Annotated in this window: 14 protein-coding genes and 1 pseudogene; 11 read left to right on the forward strand and 4 right to left on the reverse strand. The window is 59.7% G+C overall.

Annotated elements, in window-relative coordinates:
* The first annotated feature begins 162 nt into the window (after nucleotides 1–162).
* Nucleotides 163–1,026: a YicC/YloC family endoribonuclease gene (locus QLG03_RS08500; RefSeq protein WP_002922636.1), complete on the forward strand. Its 864-nt coding sequence runs from the start codon at nucleotides 163–165 to the stop codon at nucleotides 1,024–1,026.
* A 58-nt stretch (nucleotides 1,027–1,084) separates the two neighbouring features.
* Here the strand turns inward: QLG03_RS08500 and QLG03_RS08505 are convergent.
* A pseudogene (locus QLG03_RS08505) lies at nucleotides 1,085–2,331 on the reverse strand (chloride channel protein).
* Between the two features lie 275 nt (nucleotides 2,332–2,606).
* On the opposite strand from QLG03_RS08505, the gene QLG03_RS08510 reads away from it, so the two are divergent.
* Entirely contained in the window at nucleotides 2,607–3,224 is a 618-nt protein-coding gene (locus QLG03_RS08510) for a trimeric intracellular cation channel family protein (protein WP_002922654.1), read from the forward strand.
* Nucleotides 3,225–3,229: 5 nt separating this feature from the next.
* On the opposite strand, the gene ligB is transcribed toward QLG03_RS08510, so the two are convergent.
* Entirely contained in the window at nucleotides 3,230–4,909 is a 1,680-nt protein-coding gene (ligB, locus tag QLG03_RS08515; RefSeq protein WP_255989324.1) for an NAD-dependent DNA ligase LigB, read from the reverse strand.
* Between the two features lie 258 nt (nucleotides 4,910–5,167).
* Here ligB and gmk point away from each other — a divergent pair, with 258 nt between their 5' ends.
* The 7 genes from gmk to fpr all read left to right on the forward strand — a co-directional run bounded on the left by gmk (nucleotide 5,168) and on the right by fpr (nucleotide 13,156).
* Nucleotides 5,168–5,791 (forward strand): guanylate kinase, encoded by a 624-nt coding sequence (gene gmk / locus QLG03_RS08520; RefSeq protein ID WP_002922664.1) that lies wholly within the window; start codon nucleotides 5,168–5,170, stop codon nucleotides 5,789–5,791.
* 54 nt (nucleotides 5,792–5,845) lie between these two features.
* Nucleotides 5,846–6,121, forward strand: a complete 276-nt coding sequence (rpoZ, locus tag QLG03_RS08525; protein ID WP_000135058.1) for a DNA-directed RNA polymerase subunit omega — start codon at nucleotides 5,846–5,848, stop codon at nucleotides 6,119–6,121.
* A gap of 18 nt (nucleotides 6,122–6,139) precedes the next feature.
* Nucleotides 6,140–8,260 (forward strand): bifunctional GTP diphosphokinase/guanosine-3',5'-bis pyrophosphate 3'-pyrophosphohydrolase, encoded by a 2,121-nt coding sequence (spoT, locus tag QLG03_RS08530; RefSeq protein ID WP_004205080.1) that lies wholly within the window; start codon nucleotides 6,140–6,142, stop codon nucleotides 8,258–8,260.
* Nucleotides 8,261–8,423: 163 nt separating this feature from the next.
* Nucleotides 8,424–9,113, forward strand: coding sequence for a tRNA (guanosine(18)-2'-O)-methyltransferase TrmH (gene trmH / locus QLG03_RS08535; RefSeq protein WP_017900060.1), 690 nt, complete (start codon nucleotides 8,424–8,426; stop codon nucleotides 9,111–9,113).
* 5 nt (nucleotides 9,114–9,118) lie between these two features.
* The gene (recG, locus tag QLG03_RS08540; protein ID WP_023291375.1) at nucleotides 9,119–11,200 is read left to right on the forward strand and encodes an ATP-dependent DNA helicase RecG; all 2,082 of its coding nucleotides are present in this window, start codon (nucleotides 9,119–9,121) and stop codon (nucleotides 11,198–11,200) included.
* A 48-nt stretch (nucleotides 11,201–11,248) separates the two neighbouring features.
* Entirely contained in the window at nucleotides 11,249–12,259 is a 1,011-nt protein-coding gene (glpX, locus tag QLG03_RS08545) for a class II fructose-bisphosphatase (protein ID WP_023291376.1), read from the forward strand.
* 150 nt (nucleotides 12,260–12,409) lie between these two features.
* Nucleotides 12,410–13,156 (forward strand): ferredoxin--NADP(+) reductase, encoded by a 747-nt coding sequence (fpr, locus tag QLG03_RS08550; protein WP_023291377.1) that lies wholly within the window; start codon nucleotides 12,410–12,412, stop codon nucleotides 13,154–13,156.
* Here the strand turns inward: fpr and QLG03_RS08555 are convergent, their stop codons facing one another.
* Nucleotides 13,157–13,585, reverse strand: coding sequence for a DUF805 domain-containing protein (locus tag QLG03_RS08555; protein WP_004173894.1), 429 nt, complete (start codon nucleotides 13,583–13,585; stop codon nucleotides 13,157–13,159). It lies immediately after the preceding gene.
* Nucleotides 13,586–13,697: 112 nt separating this feature from the next.
* Here QLG03_RS08555 and QLG03_RS08560 point away from each other — a divergent pair, with 112 nt between their 5' ends.
* Together QLG03_RS08560 and tpiA are read left to right on the forward strand one after the other, a co-directional pair.
* Nucleotides 13,698–14,297 carry a YiiQ family protein gene (locus tag QLG03_RS08560; protein WP_023291378.1) on the forward strand — a complete coding sequence of 200 codons (600 nt, stop codon included), beginning with the start codon at nucleotides 13,698–13,700 and terminating at the stop codon, nucleotides 14,295–14,297.
* 109 nt (nucleotides 14,298–14,406) lie between these two features.
* Nucleotides 14,407–15,174 carry a triose-phosphate isomerase gene (gene tpiA, locus QLG03_RS08565; protein ID WP_002922909.1) on the forward strand — a complete coding sequence of 256 codons (768 nt, stop codon included), beginning with the start codon at nucleotides 14,407–14,409 and terminating at the stop codon, nucleotides 15,172–15,174.
* A gap of 91 nt (nucleotides 15,175–15,265) precedes the next feature.
* Here tpiA and QLG03_RS08570 read toward each other — a convergent pair whose 3' ends face one another.
* Nucleotides 15,266–16,570, reverse strand: a complete 1,305-nt coding sequence (locus tag QLG03_RS08570; RefSeq protein ID WP_255989327.1) for an SLC13 family permease — start codon at nucleotides 16,568–16,570, stop codon at nucleotides 15,266–15,268.
* Between the last annotated feature and the right edge of the window lie 33 nt (nucleotides 16,571–16,603).

Here is a 16,603-nt window from a genome sequence, read left to right on the forward strand (position 1 = left end):
CTATAAAAGGATACATTTCATTAAGCAAAGTAATCGCATTAAATACAGCGAAGCTATGTCCCTTAAAAAATCAGTATTGAAGTATTTCATCACTATTCCTGTTAAGTCACCGCCGGCATAGCTATAATCCTTGCATTCATTATTACGAAAACAGGAACGTCTATGATCCGCAGTATGACCGCCTATGCCCGCCGTGAAATCAAGGGTGACTGGGGTAGCGCCGCATGGGAGCTGCGCTCGGTAAACCAGCGCTATCTGGAAACGTACTTCCGCCTGCCGGAGCAGTTCCGTAGCCTGGAGCCCGTGGTACGCGAGCGCATTCGCGCCCGCCTGACTCGCGGTAAAGTCGAATGCACCCTGCGTTTTGAACAAGACCCCAGCGCTCAGGGCGAACTGATTCTCAACGAAAAGCTGGCTAAACAGCTGGTTAACGCCGCCAACTGGGTAAAAATGCAGAGCGATGAAGGGGAAATCAATCCGGTTGATATCCTGCGCTGGCCGGGCGTGATGGCCGCCAAAGAACAGGATCTTGACGCCATCGCCGCCGACATTCTGGCAGCCCTTGACGGCGCGCTGGATGACTTCATCGTCGCTCGCGAAACGGAAGGCCAGGCGCTGAAAGCGCTTATCGAGCAGCGTCTTGAAGGCGTGAGCGGCGAAGTGGCGAAAGTTCGCGCCCATATGCCGGAAATTCTCCAGTGGCAGCGCGAGCGTCTGGTCGCCAAGCTGGAAGATGCGGAAGTGCAGCTGGAGAATAACCGTCTCGAGCAAGAGCTGGTGCTGATGGCGCAGCGTATCGACGTTGCCGAAGAGCTGGACCGCCTCGAAGCCCACGTAAAAGAGACCTACAACATTCTGAAAAAGAAAGAGGCTGTGGGTCGCCGTCTCGACTTTATGATGCAGGAGTTCAACCGTGAGTCGAACACCCTGGCGTCAAAATCGATCAATGCCGAGGTCACCAACTCTGCGATTGAGCTGAAAGTGCTGATCGAGCAAATGCGCGAGCAGATCCAGAATATCGAGTAATCTCAGATACCTTTCTGAAGGCCGGTTTACCGGCCTTTTTTCATTCATTTCAAAAGCACTATTTTTTATCCAGTACCCGGCAGGTCAAAAACGCCCCTGCCGCGCACAGCAGCGTCGGGGCCAGATAGCTGTGATCCATGTGGGTGAACTCCATCACCAGCACCACCGCCGTCAGCGGCATCTGCATGGAGGCGGCGAGAAAAGCGGCTGCCCCCACCAGGGCGAAACTGCTTTCATCTCCGCCAGGGAACCCTGATTGCCAGAGCGCGCAGAGCAGCAGGCTGGCCAGCCCACCGCCAGCCCCGGGGTTAACAACCCGCCTTCCGCGCCGCCGCGCAACACCGCCAGGATCACCACCAGCTTCAGCCCTAACAGGATCGCGACCATGGAGTGAGGCAGCCCGTCGCTGAGCGCCAACTGCATCGGCCCCTTGCCATTGCCCGGTAGCGCAGGGAACCAGAGGCTAAGGACGGCAAGAAGCGAAAACGCCAGCAGACAGAACACCGGCATCTGCCAGTTACTTCGCACGCGTGAACGCGCTGCGCTGGTCGCTTTGCGAAAGAGCCAGGCGCCGGCGCCAAGAATCGGGCCCGCCAGAATCGCCCACCAGAGAAAGGTGTGCGGAAGCGCGCTGGAAACAAAATGGTATTGCGATTCATCCCCTAACCCGAGGGTGGCCGTCCAGGCGGCAATCGCCGAGGTCATTATCGCCGCCAGCGTTTTTTCCCAGCTAAACGACAGCAGCATGACCTCGAGGGTGAACAACGCCCCTGCCAGCGGGACGTTATACACCGCCGCCAGGCCCGCGCCCGCCCCACAGGCAATCAGCGTACGGGTTTCATCCTCCAGCAGGCGCAGCTTACGCGCCACCATCCCCGCTCCCAGCGCGCCCATTTCCCGAGGAGCCACTTCGCGGCCAAGCGGGGACCCCAGCGCGACGGTGACGATCTGCAGCAGAGCGTGGATCGTCGTGGTGCCTGCGGGCATGGGGACGGAAGGGTTAGCCACCGCCGCGGCAATGGAAACCCGCTTCTGCCCATAGCGACCAAGCAGCCACCAGCCAAATCCGGCGACGATGCCGCCGGCCACGATTGCCGCGATGCGACGTGGCCAGGGCGACGCCGTGACGCCCTGTAAAAATGATACCGAACCGACGATATGCGCTGGACTGTAGCCAAAAGCCAGGTGCTGAATGGCATGTAAAATCAGCGCCAGCGCCATACCGGAGAGACCGGCCAGAATCCCGGTTAATGCCACGGCCATCAGGCGAGTCAGATAATGTTTGTTCCCGGCGGCGACACGCATTTTCTCATCTCCTCGAGAAAGAAAATAAAAGGATAAAGGTCGGGACTTAAACATTAGGTATTCATAGCGTTTTCAATATAGATAACCGATCGGGAATAAGACATTACTTTTTCTAATCTGTAAAAATTCAAAAAATAATACTTAACCACCAAATAAAGCCAATTTAAGCCATGTTGTCATTACTTTTTCCTAGCCTAACGACTTCACTTTAGAAAATATCAATCGTGATCCTGCGCACAAATCGTTAACCTGCCGGCCACTGTCTGGGGGGATCTATGCTGCTTCATGTTCTGTATTTAATCGGTATCACCGCGGAAGCCATGACCGGAGCGCTGGCTGCCGGTCGTCGGCGGATGGACACGTTTGGCGTCATTATTATCGCCACCGCGACCGCGCTGGGCGGGGGTTCTGTTCGCGATATCCTGCTGGGACACTATCCTCTCGGCTGGGTGAAGCATCCGGAATACGTCATCATTGTCGCCGTCGCCGCCGTCCTTACCACAATTGCCGCCCCGGTAATGCCGCACCTTCGCCGGCTTTTCCTGGTGCTGGATGCGCTGGGGCTGATCGTGTTTTCCATCATCGGCGCGCAGATCGCCCTGGATATGGGCGAAGGCCCGGTTATCGCCTCTATTGCTGCGGTCATCACCGGCGTTTTCGGCGGCGTACTGCGCGATATGTTCTGCAAGCGCATTCCGCTGGTCTTCCAGAAAGAGCTGTATGCCGGGATCTCGTTTGCCGCAGCGGTACTCTATATAGCGCTGCAACACTACGTCAGCAGCCACGATGTGGTGGTCCTGGCCACGCTGCTGTTCGGCTTTACCGCCCGCATGCTGGCGCTGCGCTGGAAGCTCGGGCTACCGGTCTTCCACTACACCCACGACGCCCACTAACCGCCTCAAAACCCGGGGATGCGCTGCCTGCTAAGCCATTGCGCCAGCGCCGCCACGTCAGGGTCATGCAGGAAAGCCACTAACTGTCGGGCTCTGATCGCCCCCACGCCCGGCAGCGTGCGCCATTGCGCTTCACTCTTTGCCGTGAGGAGGCGCCAGTTTTCACTGCCAGGCTGCGCCAGCGCCCCCTGGGGCACCGGGATCCCCATCGCCAGCACCCAGCGTATAAAAGGCCGTTTACGAATAAGATCAAACTGATGCCAGAGGTGCTGCCCGCGGGCAGCCGAGATCCCCGGCATCGCCTGCAGCTGCTCCGGCGTGAGCGCCAGCCAGGAAAAAAGATGCTCCATCGAGTGCTGCTGCTGAATAACGCGCCATACGCTTTCCCCTACGCCATCGATATCCAGCGCCGACTTTGATGACAACCAGACCAGCCGGGAAAGAAACTGTTCGCTGCACTCGGGGGTGGCGAAATAGCAGGTTAGCGCATTGAATTTCGCCGCCGGCGGCGTCGGTTTATGGCGCTCGACCGTCCGCCAGACAACAGCGTCGATCCTTGGAATACCCTGGCCTGCCAGACTGATCTGCAGCTGATCGCCAACCCCGATATCCAGCGCCTGCCAGCGGCTCACAGAGCCAACGTTAACCCGCTGCACGCGTTTGTCATCCAGCCGCTGGGGCTCAAGCTCAGCCACTACGTTGAGTCTGCCGCTGCGGCCAGTACTGAAATGGATCGCCCGTACCTCCATCACCCGTGATGCCGGAGGATATTTCCAGGCTGCCAGCCACTCGCCCCTTCCCGGTGACCAGACGCGCCCCGACGGTTCGCGTCCTTCACGCACAATCACGCCATCGCTGACGAAGGGGAGCGGCGAGCGATACCAGCGCTGGCGCCACTCCGCCACCTGCTCAACGCGCGTTACCGAATGGGTGTATTGTCCGCTGTAGCCGAACCCCGCCTGCGCCAGCAGCTGCTGTCGACGGCGCATATCCGAGGGACCGTCTGGCCAGGCCCAGATAAAAACGTCCAGCTGGCTGAGCGGCGCCGCCGCCGCGTCAGCCCGCATCATCAACCCGGCGACTTTCGCCCGCGCGTTCATTCCGCCAGCCTGCTGCTGAATATGCCCCTCCCGACGCAGAAATAGCTCCCCCTGCAGCACGCTGTTGGCCAGTTCGCCGGTCGTCAGCTTCGCCAGCGCCGGGATCTGCCGCGCTCGGGCGGTCCACAACTCACCGCGCAGGCCATCCCCGCGGCTAATAGCCTGAACCAGATGCCCCTGGCGATAGACCAGGGTGACCGCCACGCCGTCCACTTTAGGCTGTACCCACAGGTCGGCTTTACTTTTCATCCAGCGGGCCACACTGGCCCCATCCGCCAGCTTGCGCACGCCAGTATGGGCGACCGGATGACGCGTATCGCCGGTCGGCGGAGGCAGATCGTCATCCTTCGGCGTCGCGCCCGGAAAGCATTGCCGCCACTGCGCCAGGCGCAGGGTGAGCTGGTCGTAAATGTCATCGCTCACCTCGCTGGCGCCCTGTCGCCAGTAAGCCTCGTTCCAGGCGTCAATCTGCTGATGTAGACGTGCGATCTCCTGTCTGCCTTTGGCCGGCGGCCAGTCCGGACACGTCGCCAGCGCGCTGGCGGAGAACATCCCTATCGCCAGCCACCCTCCTCCTTTACGCATTGCTGTCCCCTCCTTCATCACCTGGCGGAGAGTCTGCGGCAGAATGCCGGAAACCGCGACGGGCGCTTTTTCACCCTGCGAAGCGCCTTCCAGGATTTACACCTCGTTGCAGCAACGGCTGGCGAATTCAGGAAAACGGCAGGCAAAATGAAAGAAACAGCGGCAAAAAGTGTGACAAGGACTGCGTCACGCCGCGGCGACGTGTATAATAGGCTCGTATGTAGGACCTCTTTCGATAACCACATACAAAAGACACTCATGGCTCAAGGCACGCTTTATATTGTTTCCGCCCCTAGCGGCGCGGGTAAATCCAGCCTGATTCAGGCTTTATTAAAAACCCAACCGTTGTATGACACCCAGGTATCGGTTTCCCATACCACGCGGGCGCCGCGTCCGGGTGAAGTGCACGGCGAACATTATTTCTTCGTGAATCACGACGAATTCCGCTCGATGATTGGCGAAAACGCGTTTCTGGAACATGCAGAGGTCTTTGGCAACTATTACGGCACGTCGCGTAAAGCGATCGAGCAGGTGCTGGCGACCGGCGTTGATGTCTTCCTCGATATCGACTGGCAGGGCGCGCAGCAGATCCGTAAAAGCATGCCTGGCGCACGCAGCATTTTTATTCTGCCGCCGTCAAAAGATGAACTGGACCGTCGCCTGCGCGGCCGCGGCCAGGACAGCGAAGAGGTGATCGCGAAGCGAATGGCCCAGGCCGTTGCGGAAATGAGCCATTACGCCGAATATGATTACCTGATTGTGAACGATGATTTTGACACCGCCCTGAGCGACCTGAAAAATATCATCCGCGCTGAACGTCTGCGCATGAGCCGCCAAAAGCAGCGACATGGCGCTTTAATCACCAAACTATTGGCAGACTGAACCCACATTCAGTATCATGCCCAGTCATTTCTTCACCTGTGGAGCATTTTAAGTATGGCACGCGTAACTGTTCAGGACGCTGTAGAGAAAATTGGTAACCGTTTTGACCTGGTACTGGTCGCCGCGCGTCGCGCTCGTCAGATGCAGGTAGGCGGAAAGGATCCGCTGGTACCGGAAGAAAACGATAAAACCACCGTAATCGCACTGCGCGAAATCGAAGAAGGTCTGATCAACAACCAGATCCTCGACGTACGTGAGCGCCAGGAACAGCAAGAGCAGGAAGCCGCTGAATTACAAGCCGTTACCGCGATTGCTGAAGGTCGTCGTTAATCACACAGCGGGTCGCCCTTGTATCTGTTTGAAAGCCTGAATCAGCTGATTCAAAACTACCTGCCGGAAGACCAGATCAAACGTCTGCGGCAGGCGTATCTCGTTGCACGTGACGCTCACGAGGGTCAGACACGTTCAAGCGGTGAACCTTATATCACGCACCCGGTCGCGGTAGCCTGTATTCTGGCCGAGATGAAGCTCGACTACGAAACGCTGATGGCCGCGCTGCTGCATGATGTGATTGAAGATACTCCCGCCACCTACCAGGACATGGAACAGCTTTTTGGTAAAAGCGTCGCCGAACTGGTAGAGGGGGTATCGAAACTTGATAAGCTCAAGTTCCGCGATAAGAAAGAGGCACAGGCCGAAAACTTTCGCAAAATGATCATGGCGATGGTGCAGGACATCCGCGTCATCCTCATCAAGCTTGCCGACCGCACCCACAACATGCGTACCCTGGGCTCGCTACGCCCGGATAAACGCCGCCGCATCGCCCGCGAAACGCTGGAAATCTACAGCCCGCTGGCGCACCGTTTAGGTATCCATCACATCAAAACCGAGCTCGAAGAGCTGGGCTTTGAGGCGCTGTACCCGAACCGCTACCGCGTCATTAAAGAGGTGGTCAAAGCGGCGCGCGGCAACCGTAAAGAGATGATCCAAAAGATTCTCTCGGAAATCGAAGGGCGTTTGCAGGAAGCGGGAATCCCCTGCCGCGTCAGCGGTCGCGAAAAGCATCTGTACTCGATCTACTGCAAAATGGTGCTTAAGGAGCAGCGTTTTCACTCGATCATGGATATCTACGCCTTCCGCGTTATCGTCCATGATGCCGATGTCTGCTACCGCGTGCTTGGCCAGATGCACAGCCTCTATAAACCGCGTCCAGGTCGTTTCAAAGATTACATCGCTATTCCGAAAGCGAACGGCTATCAGTCTTTGCACACCTCGATGATCGGCCCCCACGGCGTCCCGGTCGAGGTACAAATTCGTACCGAAGACATGGACCAGATGGCGGAGATGGGGGTCGCGGCGCACTGGGCTTATAAAGAGCACGGCGGCGAAAGCAGCACCACCGCGCAAATCCGCGCCCAGCGCTGGATGCAAAGCCTGCTGGAGCTGCAGCAGAGCGCCGGCAGCTCGTTTGAATTTATCGAGAGCGTTAAATCCGATCTGTTCCCCGATGAGATTTACGTTTTCACCCCGGAAGGGCGCATTGTCGAACTGCCCGCTGGCGCCACGCCGGTGGACTTCGCCTATGCGGTGCATACCGATATCGGCCATGCCTGCGTCGGCGCGCGCGTCGACCGCCAGCCCTATCCGCTGTCGCAGCCGCTCTCCAGCGGTCAGACTGTCGAAATTATTACCGCGCCGGGCGCACGTCCGAATGCCGCCTGGCTGAACTTTGTCGTCAGCTCGAAGGCGCGCGCCAAAATCCGTCAGCTGCTGAAAAACCTCAAGCGCGATGACTCGGTCAGCCTTGGCCGTCGCCTGCTCAACCACGCGCTGGGCGGTAGCCGCAAACTCGCCGAGATCCCGCCGGAGAATATCCAGCGCGAGCTCGACCGGATGAAGCTGGCCTCGCTTGACGATCTGCTGGCGGAGATCGGTCTGGGCAACGCCATGAGCGTGGTGGTGGCAAAAAACCTGCAGCAGGGCGAAGCCGCTGCGGCGCCGGTGCCGGCCAATGCCTCAAACCACGGCCATCTGCCGATCAAAGGCGCCGATGGCGTGCTGATCACTTTCGCCAAGTGCTGTCGCCCGATCCCCGGTGACCCGATTATCGCCCACGTCAGTCCCGGCAAAGGGCTGGTTATCCATCATGAATCCTGTCGTAACATCCGCGGCTACCAGAAAGAGCCGGAGAAATTTATGGCGGTTGAGTGGGATAAAGAGACCGCTCAGGAGTTCATTACAGAGATCAAGGTGGATATGTTTAACCACCAGGGCGCACTGGCTAACCTGACGGCGGCGATCAACACCGCCTCTTCCAATATCCAGAGCCTGAATACGGAAGAGAAAGATGGCCGCGTATACAGCGCCTTTATCCGCCTGACCGCCCGCGACCGCGTGCATCTGGCGAATATCATGCGCAAAATACGCGTCATGCCGGACGTGATTAAAGTCACCCGTAACCGAAATTAGCTTTTAGACAAAACATTCGAATTGCATCAAGGCGGCAAGCGAATGACAAATCTGCCGGGAGCAGATTTGAACGCTGCCTGCAGCGCCCCCGTCAGGGGCGAGGCCCAGGGATGGGCCGCGTGATCCGCAGCGGCTAAAGAGGTAATTCGAAGGATTAAGAGTAATGAATTCACAGCGTTATGCGCGTATCTGCGAGATGCTCGCCAGGCGTCAGCCTGACCTGACGGTCTGCATGGAGCAGGTCCATAAGCCCCATAACGTCTCTGCGGTCATCCGGACCGCAGACGCCGTTGGCGTACACGAGGTGCACGCGGTCTGGCCGAGCAGCCGGATGCGCACCATGGCCTCCGCCGCCGCGGGCAGCAACAGCTGGGTGCAGGTGAAAACCCACCGTACCATCGCAGATGCCGTCGGCCACCTCAAAGGCCAGGGTATGCAAATCCTCGCCACCCATCTTTCCGACAAAGCCATCGATTTCCGTGAAATCGACTATACGCGCCCAACCTGCATCCTGATGGGTCAGGAGAAAACCGGCATCACTCAGGAAGCGCTGGCCCTGGCGGATCAGGACATTATTATCCCGATGATCGGCATGGTGCAGTCGCTGAACGTCTCCGTCGCCTCGGCGCTGATCCTGTATGAAGCCCAGCGGCAGCGACAGAATGCCGGGATGTACCAACGCGCCAACAGCATGCTGCCGCCGGAAGAGCAACAGCGCCTGCTGTTTGAAGGCGGCTATCCGGTGCTGGCCCGCGTCGCGAGACAAAAAGGGCTGCCTTACCCCCACGTTAACGAGCAGGGCGAAGTGGAAGCCGATGCCGCGTGGTGGGCCACCATGCAGGCTGCGAGGTAAACCCGATGTCAGGCCGCCTGTTAGATGCCGTTCCGCTCAGTTCACTCACCGGCGTCGGGGCTGCGCAGAGCAGCAAGCTGGCGAAGATCGGCCTGCATACGGTACAGGATCTGCTGCTGCACCTGCCTTTGCGCTACGAAGATCGCACCCATCTTTATCCGATAGCCGATCTGCTTCCCGGCGTTTATGCCACCGTGGAAGGCGAAGTGCTCAACAGCAATATCACCTTCGGCGGCCGCCGAATGATGACCTGCCAGATCAGCGACGGCACCGGCATCCTCACCATGCGCTTTTTCAACTTCAACGCGGCGATGAAAAACAGCCTCGCGACCGGTCGACGCGTGCTGGCCTACGGTGAAGCCAAACGCGGGAAGTACGGCGCCGAAATGATCCACCCGGAATATCGCGTCCAGGGCGATATGAGCACCCCGGAGCTGCAGGAGACCCTAACGCCGGTCTATCCGACTACCGAGGGCATTAAGCAGGCGACCCTGCGCAAGCTCACCGATCAGGCGCTCGAACTGCTGGAGACCTGCGCTATCGGCGAACTCCTGCCGCCGGAGCTGGCGCAGGGGATGATGAGCCTGCCGGAGGCGCTGCGCACTCTGCATCGTCCGCCGCCATCGTTATTGCTTAGCGAGCTGGAAAGCGGCAAGCACCCGGCGCAGCAGCGCCTGATTCTGGAAGAGCTGCTGGCGCACAACCTCAGCATGCTGGCGCTGCGGGCAGGCGCCCAGCGCTATCACGCCCTGCCGCTCGGCGCCAACGATACCCTGAAAAATCAGCTGCTGGCCTCCCTGCCCTTTAAGCCCACCGGCGCGCAGGCGCGGGTCACCGCCGAGATCGAGCGCGATATGGCGCTGGACGTGCCAATGATGCGCCTGGTGCAGGGCGACGTCGGCTCCGGTAAAACACTGGTCGCCGCCCTGGCCGCGTTGCGCGCTATCGCCCACGGCAAACAGGTGGCGCTGATGGCGCCCACCGAACTGCTCGCCGAGCAGCACGCTAATAACTTCCGCAGCTGGTTTGCACCGCTGGGCATTGAAGTCGGCTGGCTGGCGGGCAAACAGAAAGGCAAAGCCCGCCAGGCGCAGCAGGACGCGATCGCCAGCGGCGAGGTGCAGATGATTGTCGGCACCCACGCCATCTTCCAGGAACAGGTGCAGTTTAATGGCCTGGCGCTGGTGATTATCGACGAACAGCACCGCTTCGGCGTACACCAGCGGCTGGCGCTGTGGGAGAAAGGTCAGCAGCAGGGTTTCCATCCGCATCAGCTGATCATGACCGCCACGCCGATCCCGCGCACCCTGGCGATGACCGCCTACGCCGACCTCGATACCTCGGTTATCGACGAGCTGCCGCCGGGCCGAACCCCGGTGACCACCGTCGCTATCCCGGACACCCGGCGCAGCGATATTATCGACCGCGTGCGCAACGCCTGCACCCACGAAGGCCGCCAGGCCTATTGGGTCTGTACCCTCATCGAAGAGTCCGATCTGCTGGAGGCCCAGGCGGCGGAAGCCACCTGGGAGGAGCTCAAGCTGGCGCTGCCGGAGCTGAATATCGGTCTGGTGCACGGGCGGATGAAACCGGCGGAAAAGCAGGCGGTGATGCAGGCTTTCAAGCAGGGCGAAATGCACCTGCTGGTAGCCACGACGGTCATTGAAGTCGGTGTCGACGTGCCGAACTCGAGCCTGATGATTATCGAAAACCCGGAACGTCTGGGTCTGGCGCAGCTGCACCAGCTCAGAGGGCGCGTCGGGCGCGGCGCGGTCGCTTCCCACTGCGTGCTACTCTATAAATCGCCGCTCTCTAAAACGGCGCAGAAGCGTCTGCAGGTGCTACGCGACAGCAACGACGGTTTCGTCATCGCCCAGAAAGACCTTGAAATTCGCGGTCCCGGCGAGCTGCTCGGCACCCGCCAGACCGGCAACGCCGAGTTTAAAGTGGCGGATTTACTGCGCGATCAGGCGATGATCCCCGACGTTCAGCGCATTGCGCGCCACATTCATGAACGCTATCCGCTGCAGGCCCAGGCGCTGATCGAGCGCTGGATGCCGGAAACCGAACGCTATTCCAACGCGTAGCGCGCTTTTGCCGCACTGCGGGCAATTTTTCTACACAATGAGTGGATTATGAAACGAGAACTGGCCATCGAATTTTCGCGTGTCACCGAAGCCGCCGCGCTGGCGGGCTATAAATGGCTGGGCCGCGGCGATAAAAACTCCGCCGACGGCGCCGCGGTGAACGCCATGCGCATTATGCTTAACCTCGTCAATATCGACGGCACCATCGTCATCGGCGAGGGCGAAATCGATGAAGCGCCGATGCTCTATATCGGCGAAAAAGTGGGCACTGGCAAGGGCGATGCGGTGGATATCGCCGTCGATCCCATCGAAGGCACCCGGATGACGGCGATGGGCCAGGCTAACGCCCTGGCGGTGATGGCGGTCGGCGATAAAGGCTGCTTCCTCAACGCGCCGGATATGTATATGGAAAAGCTGATTGTCGGCCCGGGCGCTAAAGGCGCTATCGACCTCAGTCTGCCGCTGGAAGAGAACCTGCGCAATATCGCCCGCGCGCTGAACAAGCCGCTGGGCGAGCTGACCGTCACCGTGCTGGCGAAACCGCGCCACGACGCGGTGATTGCTCAGCTGCAGCAGCTGGGCGTGCGCGTGTTCGCCATTCCCGATGGCGACGTCGCGGCCTCCATTCTCACCTGCATGCCGGATAGCGAAGTCGACGTGCTGTACGGCATCGGCGGCGCGCCGGAAGGGGTGGTTTCCGCCGCGGTGATCCGCGCGCTCGACGGCGATATGCAGGGCCGCCTGCTGGCTCGTCACCACGTGAAGGGCGACAGCGAAGAGAATCGTCGCATCGGTGAAAACGAGCTGGCGCGCTGCAAAACCATGGGCATCGAAGCGGGTAAAGTGCTGCGCCTTGATGAAATGGCGCGCAGCGATAACGTCGTCTTCTCCGCCACCGGCATCACCAAAGGCGATCTGCTGGACGGCATCACCCGTAAGGGCAATATGGCCACCACCGAGACGCTGCTGATCCGCGGCAAGTCGCGCACCATCCGTCGGATCCAGTCGATTCATTACCTCGACCGTAAAGATCCGGACGTCCAGCAGCACATCCTGTAATACCGCTTTCTCTCCTCCAGGCAACCGTCCGCGGGCGGTTGTCCTGTTCTTCGTTTATATTTGATCAATAGAGCTTTCTTGCGCCTGTGGGGTGGAAATCTTGCCCGTCTGGGCCGAAGATAAAGCATCGCTTGGCAACAGGAGAAGACGATGGCGGACTGGGTTAGCGGCAAAGTGACAAAAGTGGAGTACTGGACGGACGCCTTGTTCAGTTTATACGTGCGGGCGCCGGTTCAGCCGTTTACCGCCGGGCAATTTACCAAGCTCGGGCTGGAAATCGACGGCGAACGCGTGCAGCGCGCCTACTCCTACGTCAACGCTCCCGGCAATCCCGATCTCGAGTTCTATCTGGTCACCGTCCCGGAAGGCAAACTGAGCCCGCGTCTGGCGGCGCTGAAGCCGGGCGATGAGGTCCAGGTGGTGAGCGAAGCGGCTGGCTTCTTTGTCCTCGAGGAAGTACCGAATTGCGATACCCTGTGGATGCTGGCGACCGGCACCGCGCTTGGGCCTTACCTGTCGATTCTCCAGGAAGGCAAAGATCTTGAGCGCTTTAACCATCTGGTGCTGGTCCATGCCGTGCGCTACGCCGCGGACCTGAGCTATCTGCCGCTGATGCGCGAGCTTGAGCAGCGCTACGCCGGCAAATTACGCATCCAGACGGTGGTCAGTCGCGAAACCGTGGCAGGCTCGCTGACCGGCCGGGTGCCGTTCCTGATTGAAACCGGGGCGCTGGAGGAGGCGGTCGGCCTGCCGATGACCAACGACACCAGCCATGTGATGCTGTGCGGCAACCCGCAGATGGTGCGCGATACCCAACAGCTGTTAAAAGAGACCCGGCAGATGACCAAACATCTGCGTCGCCGGCCGGGCCACATGACGGCGGAGCATTACTGGTAATCAGGCGTCCGCTTTCCAGCGCACGTCCTGGGTCTCCTTGCCGAACTTATTCTCGCCCTGGGTGCCGACAAACGCCCCCAGGTCGATCAGCATCATGACGATAATCAGCGTCGGCACAAAGCGCCCGACGCCCCACTGCCAGACCTGCGGCAGCATCGCCCAGTTCCCCGCCAGCAGCATCCACGCCAAAATCATCAGCAGCGCCCACAGTCCGGATTTGCCGCGATCGTGCAGTCGCTTCACCACCACCGCCGCCGTCGGCCACAGCAGGCAGACGATAATAAACGCTGCCGTCTGCAGATTAAGCAGATTGCTGCCTGCCAGGGTGAACAGAGCGCTCATGGTCACCAGCCAGATGGCAATCCAGATCCAGAAATCGCGGCGGCCAATGCGCCCTTTAATTGAGAATAACCACTGCTGTAGGGTCATGCGTTTTTCCTTATCATCATCGTCTGCGTAGTTTACCCTGGCGTCGTGACTTTTTGACAAGCGCCGCGCTTCCCGATTTAATCGTCAGCAGGCAAAAAAAGGAACGACGGGCATGAAGAAGTGGACAATCTTGTGTTTCAGTGGGCTGATGGGCCTTGCCGTCGGCCCGCACGCGTTGTCCGCAGAAAGCGAATCGACGACCGCTGCCCCCTACCTGCTCGCCGGCGCGCCGAGCTTTGACCTGTCGATCAGCCAGTTCCGGGAAAAATTTAACGCCGATAACCCGAAGCTGCCTCTGAATGAATTCCGTTCCATATCAACCAGCCGCGATCGGGCTAACCTGACCCGCGCCGCCAGCAAGATAAACGAAAATCTCTATGCCTCCACCGCGCTGGAGCGCGGCACGCTGAAGATCAAATCCATGCAGATCACCTGGCTACCGATCCAGGGGCCGGAGCAAAAAGCGGCGAAGGCCAAAGCGCTGGAGTATATGAGCGCCATGATCCGCGCCTTCGTGCCCACCCTTAGCCCGGCGCAGAGCCAGCAAAAACTGCAGAAACTCCTGACCGCCGGCAAAGGCAAACGCTACTTCGCCGACACCGAGGGCGCCGTGCGCTATGTGGTGGCAGATCATGGCGAAAAAGGTCTGACCTTCGCTATTGAACCGATTAAGCTGGCGCTATCTGAAACGCTGGAAGGTAACAATAAATGACAAAAAGCAAAGCCTTTCCAGTGACGAGTCTCTATACTGTTTCACAGACCATGCTGCCCTCTGGGGCGGCTATATTCCTTAATTCGCTTAAGTAGCGTGGAGAATTAAAATGCGACATCCTTTAGTGATGGGTAACTGGAAACTGAACGGCAGCCGCCACATGGTAAACGAACTGGTTGCGAACCTGCGTACCGAGCTGGCTGGCGTAAGCGGCTGTGCAGTTGCCATCGCCCCGCCGGAAATGTATCTGGACCTGGCTAAGCGTGCGGCAGAAGGCAGCCACATCCACCTGGGCGCGCAGAACGTTGACGTGAACCTGTCCGGCGCTTTCACCGGTGAAACCTCCGCCGAAATGCTGAAAGATATCGGCGCGCAGTACATCATCATCGGCCACTCCGAGCGTCGTACCTACCACAAAGAATCCGACGAGCTGATCGCGAAGAAATTCGCCGTGCTGAAAGAGCAGGGTCTGACTCCGGTACTGTGCATCGGTGAAACCGAAGCGGAAAACGAAGCGGGCAAAACGGAAGAAGTTTGCGCGCGTCAGATCGACGCGGTACTGAAAACGCAGGGCGCTGCCGCTTTCGAAGGCGTGGTTATCGCTTACGAACCCGTATGGGCTATCGGTACCGGCAAATCCGCGACCCCGGCTCAGGCTCAGGCGGTGCACAAATTCATCCGTGACCACATTGCTAAAGCTGACGCCAAAATCGCTGAGCAAGTGATCATCCAGTACGGCGGTTCCGTTAACGCTGGCAACGCAGCAGAGCTGTTCACCCAGCCGGACATCGACGGCGCGCTGGTTGGCGGCGCTTCCCTGAAAGCAGACGCTTTCGCGGTGATCGTGAAAGCTGCAGAAGCGGCGAAAAAAGCCTAATCCGCTTTTCCCGGCGGCGACACGCGACCGGGATGACTGATAAATCTCTGAAGCCCGGCTTCGCACAGCGCAAGCCGGGCTTTTTTTGCCGCTACAGTTTCCCCAACAGCTGATACCAGGCGTAGTCCAGCGGCAGCAAAATCAAATAGCTCACCGCCGCCAGCGCCAGACACAGCAGCATCCCCGCCCTCGCCGGGACCTTGCCTAACCCCATCGCGACCACGATCGGCGACGCTTGATACGGCAGCAGCGGCGTGGAATAGCCCAGCACCTGAATCATAATTACGCTCAGCAACGGGAAGCCGGTGGCGTCGGCAAAGCTCTGGGCAAAGGTGGTGTAGAGCGCCGGCACGCCGTTGGCGGTCATAATAAAGTTCAGCGCGCTGGTTATCCCGGTCAGAGCGAGAAAGCTGGTGAAAGGATTGTCTTTATCCAGGGGCATCACTTCCAGCAGCGCATTGCCCACCACGCCGCCAATCCCGGTTTGGGTGACGGTGATCGCCAGCCCCAGAATCCCGGCGACGTAGATGCAGGTGCGCATATTCACGCCGCTGGCAAACTCCTCGCCGCTGATAAAGCCCACCCGCGGCAGCAGCGTTACCACCGCCGCCGCCAGGCCGGTCCACGCCGGGCCGACGCCGTGCCAGCTCTCGGTCACCCACAGCGTGAGGACCACCGCCAGCAGCCACGCCAGACGCTTCTCGTCGCGGCTCATCGCCGGCAGCGGCGCCAGGTCGCGCGGCGGATGCGGCTTACCAGGAAACAGCCAGCAGATTAGCGCCACCAGCGCCGCCCCTTTCAGCCAGCCAAGCACCGGCGTATGCAGCAGTAAATAGGGGACATAATTCAGGTGGATACCGTACGAGCCTTCCGCCGCGCCGCTCATCACCAGATTCGGCACGTTGGCGGGCAGAATGGTCGCCGACAGCTGAAAGGTGCCGAATCCCACCGCCAGCGCCAGGCCGAACCAGCCGCGGCTACCGTCGGCAATGGCCGCCCGGCGGGCCATCGCCGCCACGATCGGCATCAGCAGCGCGATGCGCCCCATGTTGGAAGGCATCACGAACGCCAGGGCATAGCTGAGGAGTACCACGCTGGCGACCATCCGCGGCCAGGAGTCGGTTAGCCGCGCAGACAACGCCTGCGCCGCCCGGTCCGCCAGCCCGGTTTTACGGATCGCGATGCCGAGCACAAAGCCGCTGAACACCAGCCAGAAGGCCGAGGAGGCAAAGCCGCCAAAGATCACCTCCGGCGGGGCGATTTTCGCCATCATCGCCGCAGCGAAAAACAGCAGCGCGGTGATAAACTCCGACAGCAGCGACGTCGCCCAGAGCACAATGGTGACGCCGACAATCAGTGAAGGGAGGAACAGCGGGTGGGTAAGCCAGAGCGACATGCCTGTCTCCTGTCGTTTTTTTCAGCAAGAATA

The organism is Klebsiella sp. V115_8, from assembly GCF_029967715.1.
Taxonomy (GTDB): domain Bacteria; phylum Pseudomonadota; class Gammaproteobacteria; order Enterobacterales; family Enterobacteriaceae; genus Klebsiella; species Klebsiella quasipneumoniae.

What these genes read in the sequence shown, in the direction of transcription:
- QLG03_RS08500 (WP_002922636.1), top strand. Translation starts at nt 163, where the DNA reads ATGATCCGCAGTATGACCGCCTATGCCCGCCGTGAAATCAAGGGTGAC.
- QLG03_RS08510 (WP_002922654.1), top strand. Translation starts at nt 2,607, where the DNA reads ATGCTGCTTCATGTTCTGTATTTAATCGGTATCACCGCGGAAGCCATG.
- ligB (WP_255989324.1), bottom strand. Translation starts at nt 4,909, where the DNA reads ATGCGTAAAGGAGGAGGGTGGCTGGCGATAGGGATGTTCTCCGCCAGC.
- gmk (WP_002922664.1), top strand. Translation starts at nt 5,168, where the DNA reads ATGGCTCAAGGCACGCTTTATATTGTTTCCGCCCCTAGCGGCGCGGGT.
- rpoZ (WP_000135058.1), top strand. Translation starts at nt 5,846, where the DNA reads ATGGCACGCGTAACTGTTCAGGACGCTGTAGAGAAAATTGGTAACCGT.
- trmH (WP_017900060.1), top strand. Translation starts at nt 8,424, where the DNA reads ATGAATTCACAGCGTTATGCGCGTATCTGCGAGATGCTCGCCAGGCGT.
- recG (WP_023291375.1), top strand. Translation starts at nt 9,119, where the DNA reads ATGTCAGGCCGCCTGTTAGATGCCGTTCCGCTCAGTTCACTCACCGGC.
- glpX (WP_023291376.1), top strand. Translation starts at nt 11,249, where the DNA reads ATGAAACGAGAACTGGCCATCGAATTTTCGCGTGTCACCGAAGCCGCC.
- fpr (WP_023291377.1), top strand. Translation starts at nt 12,410, where the DNA reads ATGGCGGACTGGGTTAGCGGCAAAGTGACAAAAGTGGAGTACTGGACG.
- QLG03_RS08555 (WP_004173894.1), bottom strand. Translation starts at nt 13,585, where the DNA reads ATGACCCTACAGCAGTGGTTATTCTCAATTAAAGGGCGCATTGGCCGC.
- QLG03_RS08560 (WP_023291378.1), top strand. Translation starts at nt 13,698, where the DNA reads ATGAAGAAGTGGACAATCTTGTGTTTCAGTGGGCTGATGGGCCTTGCC.
- tpiA (WP_002922909.1), top strand. Translation starts at nt 14,407, where the DNA reads ATGCGACATCCTTTAGTGATGGGTAACTGGAAACTGAACGGCAGCCGC.
- QLG03_RS08570 (WP_255989327.1), bottom strand. Translation starts at nt 16,570, where the DNA reads ATGTCGCTCTGGCTTACCCACCCGCTGTTCCTCCCTTCACTGATTGTC.